This window comes from Paraburkholderia sp. Ac-20336 (assembly GCF_017105025.1).
Classification (GTDB): domain Bacteria; phylum Pseudomonadota; class Gammaproteobacteria; order Burkholderiales; family Burkholderiaceae; genus Paraburkholderia.
Genome location: NZ_JAAGPS010000063.1, coordinates 1 through 14,726, shown reverse-complemented (window position 1 = coordinate 14,726; position 14,726 = coordinate 1). Strand labels below are relative to the sequence as shown.

The following is a 14,726-nucleotide window of genomic DNA, read 5'->3' as shown; positions in this document are numbered from 1 at the left end:
CGATCAGGCCGCGCCGGCAGGCAGCGGCAGCACGCGCGCCCAGGGGTTTTCCGCGCGATGCCGCGCTTCGAATGCTTCGATGTGCGGCAGCATCTTCAGCGATGCGCCGAGCACGTCAAGACCTTCAAGGAACATCTGCCGGTGCCGCTCGTCCATCCGGAACGAATACGTGCGGCCCGACGCGGTGCGCACCGTTTGCGCGGCAACGTCGATCGACAGACGGTTCGCCGCCGGGTTCGAAATTTCAGCGCTGATCTCGTCGATCTCTTCCGGCTTCAGGATGATCGCGAGCAGCCGGTTGTTCGCCGCGTTGTAGTAGAAGATTTCACCGTAGCTCGGCGCGAGCACCGCTTCGATGCCGCTTTGCAGCAGCCCCCATACCGCGTGCTCGCGGCTCGATCCGCAGCCGAAGTTGGCGCCGCCGACCAGCACTTTCGCGCCCGCATAGGCCGGCGTGTTCAGCACGAAGTCGTCGCGCCGGCTGCCGTCCGGCAGGAAGCGCAGGTCGTACAGCAGGCCGGCGGCGAGGCCGGACTTGTCGGTGCCGAGCAGGAACTGCTTCGGCATGATCTGATCGGTGTCGAGATTGGCGATCGGCAGCGGTGCGGCCACGCCTTCCATGCGCGAGAAATCAGGCATCGTGGTGCTCCCATTTGCGGATGTCGGTGATGCGTCCGGTGATCGCGGCGGCGGCGGCCATTGCCGGGCTCATCAGATGCGTGCGGCTGTCGCGTCCCTGACGGCCTTCGAAATTGCGATTGGTGGTCGAAGCGCAGCGCTCGCCGGGGCGCAGCACGTCGTCGTTCATCGCGAGGCACATCGAGCAGCCGGGTTGGCGCCATTCGAAGCCGGCCTTGATGAAGGTATCCGACAGCCCTTCCTGTTCCGCTTGCGCGCGCACGGCGCCGGAGCCCGGCACGATCATCGCGCGCACGGTGGGGGCGACGTGCATGCCGTCGCGCAGCATCGCCGCGACCGCGCGCAGGTCTTCGATGCGGCCGTTGGTGCACGAGCCGATGAACACGCGATCGATCGGCGTGCCCTCGATGCTCGAACCCGGCGCGAGGCCGATGTAGTCCAGTGCGCGCGCGGTCGCCGCGCTCACGACGTGATCGGCGCTGTCTTCGGGCGCGGGAATCAGGCCATCGACGGGGATCGCCTGGTCGGGGCTCGTGCCCCAGGTGACGTAGGGCGCGACGTCGGCGGCGTCGATGGCGAGGTCGGCGTCGAACTGCGCGCGGGGGTCCGTGCGCAGCGTGCGCCATGCCGCGATCGCCGCTTCCATTTGCGCTTCGCCCAGATTGCCGCGATGCGCGCGCAGATACGCGAAGGTCGTGTCGTCCGGTTCGATCAGCACGGCGCGCGCGCCGGCCTCGACGGTCATGTTGCACAGGGTCATGCGCGCTTCGATCGACAGCGCGCGGATCGCCTCGCCGGTGTATTCGACCGCATAGCCGCGCGCTCCTTGCGCGCTGATCTTCGCGATCACGCACAGCACGAGGTCCTTCGCGGTCGTGCCGGCCGGCAGGCTGCCGTTGATCTGGATGCGCATCGTGCTCGCGAGACGGTACGACAGCGTTTGTGTCGCCAGTACATGCTCGATTTCCGACGTGCCGATGCCGAAGCCCAGCGCGCCGAATGCGCCGTAAGTGGTCGTGTGGCTATCGCCGCACAGCACGACCATGCCGGGGCGGATCAGGCCCGATTCGGGCGCGACGACGTGCTCGATGCCTTGCAGCGGATCGTTGACGTCGAACAGCTTGATGCCGTATTTCGTGCAGTTGCGCGTGAAATTCGCGGCCTGGCGCGCGGCGGCGTCGATCGCGATCACGCGTTTGCCGACCGGGTCGGGGCGCGTCGGAATCACATGATCGACCACGCCCATCTGCTGCTCCGGCCGCAGGACGCCGATGCCGCGCTCGACGAGGCCGTTGAAAGCCTGCGGGCTGGTGTATTCGTTCATGATGTGCAGGTCCGCATAAAGCAGGACGTGCTGGGCGTCGAGTTTCGCGACCGTGTGCGACTCGACGAGCTTCTGATACAGCGTGCTCGGCACATCTCCTCCGATGGTGTGAGGGCCCGATGACGCGTCCGCGAAGGGCGGTGAAAACGGGCAACGTTTCTATGCGAAACAGTCTACAGAGATGGTTAATGCATATAATGCGTTTTTCTTTAATCTATTTTTAAGTTAAATTTATAAATAGGCCCGCCAGTGGATTCCATTTCGGATCTTGCGTTTTTCGTGCAGCTGGTCAAACACGGCAATCTGTCGGCGCTGGCTCGCGAACTCGGCGTCACGCCGCCCGCGGTTACCGCGCGGCTCGCGCGGATGGAAGCGCGCCTCGGCGTGCGGCTTCTGAATCGCACTACCCGGCGCATCAGCGTGACTCAGGAAGGCGAACTGTATCTGTCGCATGGCGCGCGGCTGCTGGTCGAGCTCGAAGAACTCGACCGGATGGTGTCGAGCGCACGGGCGATTCCGAAAGGCCTGTTGCGCGTGAACGCGACATTCGGTTTCGGGCGGCGCCATATCGCGCCAGCGGTCTCCGAGTTCGCGCGGCGCTATGCGGAAGTGGAAGTGCAGTTGACGCTGACCGATCGCTCGATCCGCCTCGCGGACGAAGCCTATGACGTCGGCATCTGGTTCGGCGAGATTCCCGATTCGCGGCTCGTCGCGCGCAAGATCGCGCCGAACCGGCGTTTGCTGTGCGCGTCGCCGGCCTATATCGAGAGTGCCGGTGTGCCGGATACGCCGCGTGATCTGCAGGCGCACAAGTGCATCGTGCTACGCGAGAACGACGCGGCTTACGGCACATGGCATCTGAGTCGCGGCCGCAAGCAGGAGACGGTCAAGGTGCGCGGCGCGTTGAGCACCAATGACGGCGAGACCGCGCTCGTCTGGGCGCTGGACGGTCACGGGATATTGATGCGCTCCGAGTGGGACGTGTACCCGCATTTGCGCTCGGGCGCGTTGAGTGTCGTGTTGCCGGAATGGTCGTTGCCGGTCGCGGACGTGTACGCGGTGTATGGCGAACGGCTCAACGTATCGGCGAAGGTGGTGGCGTTTATCGACTTTCTCGCCGAATGGTTCGGCAATGCGCTGGGACGCGCGGACAGCGAATACGGCCAATGGGGGGCATGAGCGAGGGCACCGGGAGATGGCGGGTGGCGGTGGTCCGTTGTTGTCGTTGTTGCTGTTGCGCCAGGCTCACGAGCGAGCGCTATGTGCCATAACCCGGGCACGATAAGGGGCGCACGCCATTTCCGAGGGCCGGCCCAATGGAGCGCGACGCGTACGAGTGCGCGCACGATGGCCCGCAAAAGGAGCTTCTGATAGCCCGATCACGCTCATGATCGGCGCCATCGCATTGCGCGCGTTGTCGATCATGAGCCGCATCGCGTGCCTGGCTCAGAGGTCGCTATCGAGGCCGTCCTGCACCTGCTCGGCCGCGCGCATCACCGCGCGCGCCTTGTTCTCGGTCTCCTGCCATTCGGATTCGGGCACCGAATCGGCGACCACGCCCGCGGCCGCCTGCACGTACAGATTGCCGTTCGCGATCACGCCGGTGCGGATCGTGATGGCGAGATCCATCTCGCCCGTGAACGACAGATAGCCGACCGCACCGCCGTACAGGCCGCGCTTGATGGGTTCGAGCTCGTCGATCAGCTCCATCGCGCGGACCTTCGGCGCGCCCGACAGCGTGCCGGCCGGGAACGTGGCGCGCAGCACGTCGAAATTGGTCATGTCGGGCTTGAGCTTGCCTTCGACCGAACTGACGATGTGCTGCACGTGCGAGTACTTTTCGATCACCATCTTGTCGGTCACGACGACCGAGCCGATCTGCGCGATGCGGCCCACGTCGTTGCGCGCGAGGTCGATCAGCATCACGTGTTCGGCGATTTCCTTCGGATCGTTGAGCAGCTCGGTCGCGAGTTGCGCATCGCGCTCGGGCGTGTTGCCGCGCGGCCGCGTGCCGGCGAGCGGGCGGATCGTGACGAGGCGGTCCTCGCCGCGCTTTTCCTGGCGCACGAGAATTTCCGGCGACGCGCCGACCACGTGGAAGTCGCCGAAGTTGTAGTAATACATGTACGGCGACGGATTCAGCGAGCGCAGCGCGCGATACAGCGACAGCGGGTTGTCGCGGTACGGCTTGGTCAGGCGCTGGCCGACCTGCACCTGCATCAGTTCGCCGGCGGCGATGTATTCCTTCGCCTTGCGCACCGCGGCGAGGTAGTCGTCCTTGGCGAATTCGCGATAGATCTCGGTGCGCACGCTCGACGAAATGACGGGCGGCTGCACGCTCGCGCGCAGACGCTGGCGCAACTCGCGCAGACGGTGCTTCGCTTTCGTGTACGCCTCGGCCTGCGTCGGATCGGCGTAGACCACGAGGTAGAGCTTGCCCGCGAGGTTGTCGATCACCGCGACTTCCTCGGTCAGCAGCAACTGGATATCGGGCAGATTGAGGTCGTCTTTCGGTGCGCTGTGCGCGAGCTTTTTCTCGATGTAGCGCACGGCGTCATAACCGAAATAGCCGGCCAGACCGCCCGTGAAGCGCGGCAGCCCCGGGCGTTGCGCGACCTTGAAGCGCGCCTGGAACTGCTGGATGAAGGCGAGCGGATCGCCGTCGTGCGTCTCGATCACCTTGCCGTCGCGCACCACTTCCGTGACGCCGTTGCGCGTGCGCAGCAACGTGCGCGCCGGCAGTCCGATGAACGAATAGCGGCCGAAGCGTTCGCCGCCCACCACCGATTCGAGCAGGAACGAGTTCGCGCCGTTGCGCTCGCTCTGCGCGAGCTTCAGGTAGAGCGAGAGCGGTGTTTCGAGGTCGGCGAGCGCTTCGGCGATCAGCGGAATGCGGTTGAAACCCTCGTTGGCGAGGGACTGGAATTCGAGTTCGGTCATGTTCCGATCCTGTACGGTGATCCGGCGGCAGCGAGTGTCGGGCAAAGCGAGGCCAGGCGCTTCTGGCCGGGACGCGAGTCGACGGTTTCGACCCGATGATACCGACCGGCGCGAGTTTCCCATCGACGCATGCGAACGTTGACCGGTCCGTCGCGGTACTTTGCGGGTACGCGCGGGCCGAATCAGCCGATGCAGCAGCGAAACAGAGCGATGGAAAAAGCGCGTGAGCGCAGCGAAGTAAAAAACGGTTGCCGAAGACGATCTTCAGCGTACCTCAGGCGAGGTTAGCGCGACCAGCGACGCCAGGGCCAGGCTCCCCGGTCGATACTAATCAGACTCCGTTTTTTATTCAGAAACATGAGGATGAAGGACTGTTCAAGTCGTGGATTGGTGTGCTGCGATTGCCTTGGCGGCGTCGAGCAGCGAGGCAACTATACCATCGGATTTTATCGTTTGTATAGCTTGGCCATGGTTGTAGCCGTAGGGCACGGTGAGCGTGGCCATGCCGGCCGCACGGCCCGCCAGCGCGTCGTTTTCCGAGTCGCCGATCGCGACGGTGGCTTGCGGCTCGACACCGAGTTGCGCGGCGGCGGTGAGCATCGGCAGCGGGTCGGGCTTCTTTTTCGCGAGACTGTCGCCGCCGAGCACGACGCTGAAATACGGCGCGAGCCCGTACTGTTGCAGCAGTTCGAGCGCGAAGCGGTGCGGCTTGTTCGTCACGCACGCGAGCTTGAGGCCGGCCTCGCGCATGGCATGCAGGCCGGCTTCGACGTCGGGATAAAGCCGCGTGTGCAGGCCGTTGATCTTCGCGTATTCGGCCTGATAGATCGCGAGCGCCTCTTCGAAGCGCTCCTGCGCGTGGTTCGCCTCGAAGCGCGGCGCGAGCACGCTGCGGATCAGATGCTCCGAACCCTTGCCGACATAGCCGGCCACTTCCTCGCGCGAGGTTTCCGCTGCGTCGAGTTGGGCGAGCATGCCGTTCAGGCCGGCGGTGAAGTCGTCGGCGGTATCGATCATCGTGCCGTCGAGGTCGATGATCGCGGCTGCGAGGCGCGGGCCGGTGAAAGTCGGGGCGGGGAACGGAGCGGTCATGGGGCGCGGGTCCGGATGTCGGGTGTTAAGGCTGGGCGTTAGTGCTGCACGGCGGCGAGGGCCGCGCGCATCTTGTCGATCACCACCTTGTGATCGGGCTGGCCGAAGATCGCCGAGCCGGCCACGAACGTGTCCGCGCCGGCCGCCGCGATTTCCGCGATGTTGTCGACCTTCACGCCGCCGTCCACTTCGAGATGAATCTCGCGGCCGGTGCGCTCCTCGTATGCGTCGATGCGCCTGCGCGCCTCGCGCAGCTTGTTGAGCGCCTCGGGAATGAACGCCTGGCCGCCGAAGCCCGGGTTCACCGACATGATCAGCACGAGGTCGACCTTGTCCATGACGTGATCGAGATAGCTCAGCGACGTGGCCGGGTTGAACACGAGGCCGGCCTTGCAGCCGTGGTCGCGGATCAGCGAGAGCGTGCGGTCGATGTGGTCCGAGCCTTCCGGGTGGAAGCTGATCAGGTTCGCGCCGGCTTTCGCGAAGTCCGGCACGATGCGGTCGACGGGACGCACCATCAGGTGCACGTCGATCGGCACGTCGACGTGCGGGCGGATCGCTTCGCAGACGAGTGGGCCGATGGTCAGGTTCGGCACGTAGTGGTTGTCCATCACGTCGAAGTGAATCCAGTCGGCGCCGGCCGCGACGACGTTGCGGACTTCTTCGCCGAGGCGGGCGAAATCGGCGGACAGAATGCTGGGGGCGATGCGGAATTGCGTCATGGCAAGGGGCGGATGCAAGCGGGAAAGCGCCATTTTACCGTTTTGCGTGGTGGTGCCGGGGCGTGGGCCTCGGCGGGTCGTGCCGGTTTGTTCGGGGCTTGGCGGAAGAGGTGGACTGTGACCGTGGACCGCGCCGGGAGCGGGAAGAAACGGAGCGGCGAAGAAGCGATGAAGAAGCGGTGGGAAAGAGCCGTGCGGCATAAGCGCTTTGAAAGCTATGGCGGAAAAACCTGGCGGCAGGAAACTGGACGTCGGAAAGCGGGCCCCGAAGTGAGGTTCTGAATGAAGTGAGGCTCCGAAGCGTGCCACGCCCCAACGTCTTGAACACTCCTGGCCAAAGGGTGTACCCGGTTGCGGGCGTGTCGCGCATCAAGCAGAATGCCAATCCATGAGCGCCGCATCGCCGATGCCCCCGCAAACCATTGGCGTTCGGGCCTTCCCGCGTTTTTCACAGCCGTTTATCAGACCGGAATCAGGATGAGCCAGTATGAATTCAGCGTCTCGGCGCAGGTGCAATACCTGCCCGAAGAATCCGACCCGGAGCGCCGCCAGTACGCATTTGCCTACACGCTGACTATCCGTAATACCGGCCAGGTACCCGCGCAACTGATCGCGCGTCATTGGGTGATTACCGACAGCGACAACACCGTGCAGGAAGTCAAAGGCTTGGGCGTGGTCGGCCATCAGCCGTTGCTCAAGCCGGGCGAGCATTTCGAGTACACGAGTTGGGCCGTTATTGCGACGCCGGTCGGTACCATGCGCGGAGATTACTTCTGCGTGGCCGAGGACGGCGAGCGCTTCGATGCGCCTGTGCCGGAGTTCGTGTTGCGCATGCCGCGTACCTTGCATTGAACCGCTGCCAAGGCGCGCTGTCTTTACTGACTTCGTGCGGGCGCGAAGTGGCGTGCGTGGCGGGATGAAGAGTGAAGCGGGTGAGGCGTTGTGACCGGCGGCAGGCGAGTGGCCGATGCGTGCTTCAGCGCGCGGCCGGCTGGATAACCCCACGACGGTTACTGCGCGTCACTGCGGTTTTTGCTGCTTGGGTTGTTCCGCTGACCTGGCGCGCGTCGCTTTCTTTTTGCCGGACGACGTCCATACAACGATAAAGATGAGCAGGAAAAGCGCGACAAGCGATTCCAGCGCGAAGATGAGCATCGGGTATTCGTCGAACAGATCAGACATGGCGGTTTCCATCAAGAACGAACATTGTATGCGTTTTGTCCGCCGCGCCGGCGCCTGGCTCGGTGCGCTTTCAGTCGCGGTATTGCTCGCGTCCTGCGGTGGCGGCGGCGCGATCCGGCCATCGCCGCCGAGCGGTGCGGCGATCATTCCCGGTCAGATTGCTTCCGCGCGATTGACCGCGGTCGCGTGGCAGCAGGTGCCGGGCTGGCAGGATGACTCGCTGATCGGCGCGACCGCCGCGTTGCGGCAAAACTGCGTGCGGCTCGCACGTCAGCCGAGCTGGTCCCGTGCATGCGCGGCCGCCTCGCAGATCGACGACCTCGACGTCACGAGCGCGCGGGCTTTCTTCGAAGCCTATTTCACGCCGTTCCAGCTCGCCAATAACGACGGCACGCTCGACGGTCTCGTCACCGGCTATTACGAGCCCTTGCTGCGCGGTTCGCGCACGCGGCACGGCGTGTATCAGACCGCACTGTACCGCTGGCCCGCCGGCTATCGCGCGGGCGCGCCGTTGCCGGCGCGCGCGCAGCTCGAGCGCTCGGGCGTGCTCAACGGCAATGAGCTTGTCTGGGTCGACGACCCGATCGAAGCATTCTTCCTGCAGGTGCAGGGCTCCGGACGCGTCGTGATGGAAGACGGCAGCGTGATGCGCGTCGGTTTCGGCGGCACTAACAACCAGCCGTACAAGTCGATCGGGCGTTGGCTGCTCGATCATGGCGAGGTCACGCCGGCGCAGGCGACGATGCAGGGCATCAAGGCATGGGCGCGCGCGAACCCGACGCGCGTCGAGGCCTTGCTCGATACGAACCCGCGCTTCGTGTTTTTCCGCGAGATGCCGTCTGCGGAAAGCGCGCCGAGCGGCGGTGCCGATGGTCCGATCGGCGCGCTCGGCGTGCCGTTGACGCCGGAGCGCTCGATCGCGGTGGATCCGAGCGCGATTCCGTTGGGTACGCCCGTGTTTCTGCAAACCACGCGTCCGCTCACGAACTCGCCGATGAACCGCCTCGTGTTCGCGCAGGACACGGGCAGCGCGATCAAGGGCGGCGTGCGCGCCGATTACTTCTGGGGGCTCGGCGACGACGCAGGCGATCTGGCCGGCAAGATGAAGCAGGGCGGCCGGATGTGGCTGTTGCTGCCGAATTCGTGAGGTGGCGCGGGCGGTCCTCGCCCCGCGCAGGGATCAAAGCCCCGCTTTGCGTTTATCCACCACGCGCCGTGCCTTGCCGACCGAACGCTCGATCCCGTTCACGGCAAGCACATTCACTACCGCGCTGACGCCGATCAAGGCCTTGATGTCATAAGCGAGCGCGTTTTTCGCCGTGGTTAGCGCGGTGGTGTCTGGCGCGCTTTCCGGGCACGGCTCGACATTCAGCGTCAATACGTCGAGCGGACCTTCCTTCGTGAGCACGATCTGGTAGTGCGGCGCGAGCGCGTGCTGGCGGAGCAGCAGTTCTTCGATTTGCGTCGGGAATACGTTCACGCCGCGCACGATCATCATGTCGTCAGAGCGGCCGGTGATCTTCTCCATGCGCCGCATCGTGCGTGCGCTGCCCGGCAGCAGGCGCGTGAGATCGCGCGTGCGATAGCGGATGATCGGCAGCGCTTCCTTCGTGAGCGAGGTAAACACGAGTTCGCCGAGTTCGCCGTCGGGCAGCACTGCGCCGGTTTCGGGATCGATAATTTCCGGGTAGAAATGATCTTCCCAGATGGTCGGGCCGTCTTTGGTTTCGACGCACTCCGACGCGACGCCCGGGCCCATCACTTCGGACAGCCCGTAAATATCGACCGCGTCGATGCCCATGCGTTTTTCGATGGCCTGGCGCATGTCGTTGGTCCACGGTTCCGCGCCGAAGATGCCGAGGCGCAGCGAGCAGTTGGCCGGATCGATGCCCTGACGTTCGAGTTCGTCCGCAATCGAGAGCATGTAGCTCGGTGTCACCATGATGATGTCGGGCCGGAAGTCCTGGATCAACTGCACCTGTTTCTCGGTTTGACCGCCGCCGAACGGGATCACGGTGAGCCCGGCGCGCTCGGCGCCGTAGTGCGCGCCGAGGCCGCCTGTGAAAAGGCCATAGCCGTAGCTTATGTGTACTTTGTCTCCGCGCTTCGCGCCGGCGGCGCGGATCGATCGTGCGACGAGATTGGCCCATGTATCGATGTCGCGCGCGGTATAGCCCACCACGGTCGGCTTGCCCGTCGTGCCCGACGACGCGTGGATGCGCGAAATCCGCTCCTGCGGCACGGCGAACATCCCGAACGGATAGCTGTCGCGCAGATCCTGCTTCGTCGTGAACGGAAAGCGGGCGAGGTCAGCGAGGGATGTCACTTCGCCCGGATGAACACCGGCTTCGTCGAACTTGCGCCGATAGACCGGCGAGTTCTCGTACGCATGGTTCAGCGACCATTTGAGCCGTTCAAGTTGAAGCGCGACGAGTTCGTCGCGGCTGGCGGTCTCGATCGGATCGATCGGAAGAGCGGTGGTCATCGAATGTCTCCTTGCTGCCTCAATGCCTGAGTCTGATGTGCGGCGCGTTTGCGCGCCAGAAATCCGCGGCGATCTGTTGTCTTTGGGAGGGCGTCGCCTGAGGTACTGCCTGGGCCTGCGGTTCGTGTGCTTGTCTAGTCGCCGGTCGGAATCAGATTGCCTTTGATTTGCGCCGACTTGCCGCGAAACATCGCGACGGTTTCGCCGGCTCGATTCGTCACGCGGATGTCGTAGATACCGGTGCGCCCGCTCAGTGTCTGCTCGACAGCTTCCGCCACTAGCGCGTCGCCGCCGTACACCGGCCGCAGAAACTCGATCGAGCAGCCAGCCGCGACCGTATTGATGTTGTACGTGTTGCAGGCGAACGCGAACGTCGAATCGGCAAGTGTGAAGATCAGGCCGCCATGGCAGATCTGATGGCCGTTCAAGAAATCGTCGCGTATGGCCATGCGCAGCCGCGCATAGCCTGGACGGACTTCGAGAATTTCGAGCCCGAGCGCGCGGCTGCAGGCATCGTTCTCGTACATCGCGGCGGCGGTCGCGCGGGCAAGTTCGTCGGGTGTCATCTGGTCGGGGCGGCGGGTTTGATGAGCGGTCATGTCAGCGCCCCTCGAAGCGCGGCGCGCGCTTTTCGATGAACGCCTGCACACCTTCCGCGTAATCGTGCGAGGCGCCGAGTTCGCGTTGCAGATCGCGTTCGAGGTCGAGCTGCTGGTCGAGCGTTTGCGTCGTGCTTGCTCGCATGGCCTGTTTGATTGCGGCGATTGCGCGCGTCGGTTGCTGAGCGAGCTGCGACGCGAGTTTCGCCGCGGTGCTGGCGAGATCCGCGTCGTCGACCGCTTGCCAGATCAAGCCCCAGCTCTCGGCTTTCTCGGCGCCGAGTTTGTCGCTGGTGAGAGCGAGCCCCAACGCGCGTGCCATGCCGACGCGCTGCGGCAGAAACCATGTACCGCCCGAGTCGGGCACGAGGCCGATCTTCACGAACGCCTGGATGAAGCTCGCGGAGCGCGCCGCGAGCACGAGGTCGCAGGCGAGCGCGAGGTTGGCACCCGCGCCGGCGGCTGTGCCGTTGACCGCCGCGACGACCGGAATCGGCAACGCCTGCAGACGGCGAATCAGCGGGTTGAAATGTTCGTCGATCAGGTCGCCCAGGTCGGTCATGGCGCCTGGCGTGAAGTCGAGATCGGCGAGATCCTGGCCGGCGCAGAAGCCGCGGCCCGCCCCGGTCAGCACGAGCGCCCGGGCGCCTGACGTTGCGACACGATCGAGCGCGTCGCTCAGTTCCCGATGCATCGCGCGCGTAAAGCTGTTGAGCTTGTCCGGGCGGTTCAGCGTAATGGTGGCTACGTGGCTCGATGTGTCGACGTCCAGCCGGATCGCTTCATATGACATTGGGTATCTCCTCGAAATCTCATTGACCGATGGGCGCAGCACGCGGTTAGCGAGAGCCGGGCAATGCGGCGGCGCGCAATGCCGGCCTGCTGTCTCATGTTAGTGAGCGCGCGCGACCCGGTCCATTCGGCCAGAAGGCATAGGAATCGTGCGTTGTCCTACGCCATTCAGCCAGCTACCGCCGGCGCCGTTTTCGGTTCAACATGGGCACGGCTTTGAACGACGCGAAAGCGATTGGCGACAAACGCCGCATCGGCCAGCGCGGCATTGGCGGCCGGGTTGGCGCCGGTGCCGTGGAAATCGGAGAAGGCCGCGGATTGATTGACGAACACGCCGCCGGTCAGATTGATCGAGAGCGCGACGCCGCCACGAATCGACGCTTCGTGTGCGCGGTCGAGTACGGCTGCGTCCGTGCTGTAGACCGATAGTGTCAGTGCGCCGTGTTCGGCGGCGATGGCACCGGCGAGATCGAGCGACTGCGCGGTCGAATCCGTTGCGATCACGAACGAGATCGGTCCGAACCATTCACGGGTGAACTGCGCGTGGTCGGTCGCGGCGTCGAGTTGCAGCACGAGCGGGGTACGCACGCGAGCGCCCGGGAAGGACGGATGCTCGAGCGTCTGGCTCTCGACGAGAATGCGGCCGAGTTTCGCGGCTTCGTCAATGCGCTGCGCGACGCCATCGTTCTGGATCGATCCGAGCAGTTCGACAGCACGGGCAGGGTCGGCAACGAGCTTTTGCACGGCGCCGGCAAGCGCCTGGGCGACGTCGTCGAAACCGAGCGCGCCGTCGGCCGTGCGGATGCCGTTGCGCGGCACATAGATGTTTTGCGGCGCGGTGCACATCTGGCCCGAGTACAGCGCGAGAGAAAAGGCGATGTTGCGCGCGGCGGCCTTGATGTCGTCGACCGAGTCGATCACGATCTGGTTGACGCCGGCTTTTTCGGTGTAGACCTGAGCCTGATGCGCGTTGCGCTCGAGCCAGGTGCCGTTCTGGGTGCTGCCGGTGAAGTCGATCAGCTTGATTTCCGGACGCAGGGCGAGGTTCTGGACGAGGGAGCCGTCGTTCGGGTCAGTGGCAAGCAGTGTGACAACGTTCGGATCGAAGCCTGCCTCGCGCAAAACCTCACGCGCGATGCGCACGGTCAATGCGAGCGGCAGAATCGCGCCCGGATGCGGCTTGACGATGACGGTGTTGCCGGTGGCCAGATCGGCGAAAAGGCCCGGGTAGCCGTTCCAGGTCGGGAATGTGCAGCACCCCAGCACGAGACCGGTGCCGCGCGGCACGACGGTATAGCGCTTGTGCATGGCGAGCGGCGGGTTCTTGCCTTGCGGTTTTTCCCAGTGCGCGTCGGCGGGAACGCGGCGCAACTGGTCCCATGCGTAAGCCACGGCTTCGAGCGCGCGATCCTGCGCATGCGGGCCGCCGGCCTGAAACGCCATCATGAACGCCTGGCCGGTGGTGTGCATCACGCTATAGCCAATCTCGAAGCTGGCGCGATTCAGGCGCGCGAGGATTTCGAGGCATACGCCGACCCACGCTTGCGGGCCGGCCGTGCGCCAGTCGCGCTGCGCAGCGGCGGCCACTGCGATCAACGCGTCCGGGGTGGCTTTGGGATAACGCATGCCTAGCGGAAAACCAAACGGTGAGACTTCGGCGCCGACCGTTTCTCCGGTCGACGGCTGGTCCAGCGCGAAAGTCGTATTGAGCAGCGCTTTGAACGCGGCTTCGCCGTCCGCGTTCGCTGTTTCCCCGTACACTTTCGGACTGGGAATCTCGACGAACGGGCTCCAGTAGCCACGCGTTTCGAGTGCGGCGAGCGCCTTGTGCAGCGTGTCTTCGTGCTTTGCAAATAGCGGATGTTTCATGGCAGGGAGGGCTTGGCTATACGTTGGGGGAAAACCCGTCGAATAATTGACCGACCGGTTGGTTGGTGAATGGTAGCATTATTAAGAGAGCCGCGCGAAGCGTTTTTCGCGTGCAAATTAACCCTCTGGAGGCGGCATGGCTTACGAAAACATTCTGGTTGAGGCGCGAGGACGGGTCGGGTTGATCACATTGAATCGTCCGAAGGCACTGAACGCGCTAAACGATGCGTTGATGGACGAACTGGGCACCGCGTTGCGCGAGTTCGATGCCGATGAGGCGATCGGCGCGATTGTCGTGACCGGTAGCGAGAAGGCGTTCGCGGCGGGGGCCGACATCGGCATGATGGCGACCTATACCTATATGGACGTCTACAAAGGCGACTACATCACGCGCAACTGGGAAGCGGTGCGTTCGATCCGTAAGCCGATCATTGCTGCGGTGGCGGGCTTCGCGCTAGGCGGCGGCTGCGAGCTCGCGATGATGTGCGACATCATTTTTGCTGCCGACACGGCGAAGTTCGGTCAGCCGGAAATCAAGCTCGGCATCATGCCGGGCGCGGGCGGCACGCAGCGATTGCCGCGCGCGGTGTCGAAAGCAAAGGCGATGGACCTCTGCTTGACGGCCCGTTTTATGGACGCAGCCGAGGCCGAGCGTGCCGGACTGGTTTCGCGCGTGATTCCGGCCGCGTCGCTGCTTGACGAAGCGGTTGCTGCAGCCGCGACTATTGCCGAATTCCCGTTACCGGCAGTGATGATGGTCAAGGAGTCGGTCAACCGCGCCTATGAAACGACGCTCGCGGAGGGCGTGCATTTCGAGCGTCGCTTGTTCCATTCGCTCTTCGCTACCGAAGATCAGAAGGAGGGAATGGCCGCATTCGTGGAGAAGCGCAAACCGGTTTTCAAGCACCGTTAATACGCTTGTCAAAATATTGCTTGCAAGTCCTGATGGCGGCGACTAGAATTCCGCTCTTTCGTGTTCCGCCCAGCGGGGCACGGGGAAGCGGGAGGCCCTGGATGGCAGGGGTTTTCGCGGCGCAGGCAGGTTGGGCAGTGTGTTAAAACCTGTTGACGGCGTGCCGGAA

At 64.3% G+C, this 14,726-nt stretch carries 14 protein-coding genes; 4 read left to right on the top strand and 10 right to left on the bottom strand.

The features are described 5' to 3' along the window. Positions 1-3 precede the first annotated feature (3 nt). On the bottom strand, positions 4-639 hold the full coding sequence (leuD, locus tag GXB81_RS18575) for a 3-isopropylmalate dehydratase small subunit (RefSeq protein ID WP_205989997.1): 636 nt from the start codon (positions 637-639) through the stop codon (positions 4-6). Further along, positions 632-2,056, bottom strand: a complete 1,425-nt coding sequence (gene leuC, locus GXB81_RS18570) for a 3-isopropylmalate dehydratase large subunit (protein ID WP_205989996.1) — start codon at positions 2,054-2,056, stop codon at positions 632-634. Before leuC ends, leuD begins: the two co-directional genes overlap by 8 nt. A 156-nt stretch (positions 2,057-2,212) precedes the next feature. Between leuC and GXB81_RS18565 the strand changes: the two genes are divergently transcribed. Further along, the gene (locus tag GXB81_RS18565; RefSeq protein ID WP_205989995.1) at positions 2,213-3,142 is read left to right on the top strand and encodes a LysR family transcriptional regulator; all 930 of its coding nucleotides are present in this window, start codon (positions 2,213-2,215) and stop codon (positions 3,140-3,142) included. A 267-nt stretch (positions 3,143-3,409) separates the two neighbouring features. On the opposite strand, the gene trpE is transcribed toward GXB81_RS18565, so the two are convergent. From trpE to rpe, 3 genes are all read right to left on the bottom strand, one after another. After that, entirely contained in the window at positions 3,410-4,903 is a 1,494-nt protein-coding gene (gene trpE, locus GXB81_RS18560; protein ID WP_167045814.1) for an anthranilate synthase component I, read from the bottom strand. Positions 4,904-5,278: 375 nt separating this feature from the next. Further along, entirely contained in the window at positions 5,279-5,995 is a 717-nt protein-coding gene (locus GXB81_RS18555) for a phosphoglycolate phosphatase (RefSeq protein WP_205989994.1), read from the bottom strand. Positions 5,996-6,033: 38 nt separating this feature from the next. Further along, a complete protein-coding gene (gene rpe / locus GXB81_RS18550; protein WP_167045881.1) occupies positions 6,034-6,717 on the bottom strand; it encodes a ribulose-phosphate 3-epimerase in 684 nt (227 codons plus the stop codon). A gap of 477 nt (positions 6,718-7,194) precedes the next feature. On the opposite strand from rpe, the gene apaG reads away from it, so the two are divergent. Then, positions 7,195-7,569: a Co2+/Mg2+ efflux protein ApaG gene (gene apaG / locus GXB81_RS18545; RefSeq protein ID WP_167045820.1), complete on the top strand. Its 375-nt coding sequence runs from the start codon at positions 7,195-7,197 to the stop codon at positions 7,567-7,569. A 168-nt stretch (positions 7,570-7,737) separates the two neighbouring features. On the opposite strand, the gene GXB81_RS18540 is transcribed toward apaG, so the two are convergent. Then, on the bottom strand, positions 7,738-7,899 hold the full coding sequence (locus GXB81_RS18540; protein ID WP_205989993.1) for a hypothetical protein: 162 nt from the start codon (positions 7,897-7,899) through the stop codon (positions 7,738-7,740). Positions 7,900-7,927: 28 nt separating this feature from the next. Here GXB81_RS18540 and GXB81_RS18535 point away from each other — a divergent pair, with 28 nt between their 5' ends. Then, complete coding sequence (locus GXB81_RS18535) at positions 7,928-9,046, top strand: MltA domain-containing protein (RefSeq protein ID WP_167045826.1); 1,119 nt, start codon at positions 7,928-7,930, stop codon at positions 9,044-9,046. 33 nt (positions 9,047-9,079) lie between these two features. On the opposite strand, the gene paaK is transcribed toward GXB81_RS18535, so the two are convergent. The 4 genes from paaK to paaN form a co-directional block, all read right to left on the bottom strand. Next, the gene (paaK, locus tag GXB81_RS18530; protein WP_167284172.1) at positions 9,080-10,384 is read right to left on the bottom strand and encodes a phenylacetate--CoA ligase PaaK; all 1,305 of its coding nucleotides are present in this window, start codon (positions 10,382-10,384) and stop codon (positions 9,080-9,082) included. Positions 10,385-10,518: 134 nt separating this feature from the next. After that, a complete protein-coding gene (paaI, locus tag GXB81_RS18525) occupies positions 10,519-10,983 on the bottom strand; it encodes a hydroxyphenylacetyl-CoA thioesterase PaaI (protein WP_167045845.1) in 465 nt (154 codons plus the stop codon). A 1-nt stretch (position 10,984) separates the two neighbouring features. Beyond that, entirely contained in the window at positions 10,985-11,776 is a 792-nt protein-coding gene (paaG, locus tag GXB81_RS18520) for a 2-(1,2-epoxy-1,2-dihydrophenyl)acetyl-CoA isomerase PaaG (protein ID WP_167045848.1), read from the bottom strand. A 167-nt stretch (positions 11,777-11,943) separates the two neighbouring features. Next, positions 11,944-13,644 (bottom strand): phenylacetic acid degradation protein PaaN, encoded by a 1,701-nt coding sequence (gene paaN / locus GXB81_RS18515; RefSeq protein WP_205989992.1) that lies wholly within the window; start codon positions 13,642-13,644, stop codon positions 11,944-11,946. A 136-nt stretch (positions 13,645-13,780) separates the two neighbouring features. Between paaN and GXB81_RS18510 the strand changes: the two genes are divergently transcribed. Then, positions 13,781-14,557: an enoyl-CoA hydratase gene (locus tag GXB81_RS18510; RefSeq protein WP_167045854.1), complete on the top strand. Its 777-nt coding sequence runs from the start codon at positions 13,781-13,783 to the stop codon at positions 14,555-14,557. Positions 14,558-14,726: the final 169 nt, after the last annotated feature.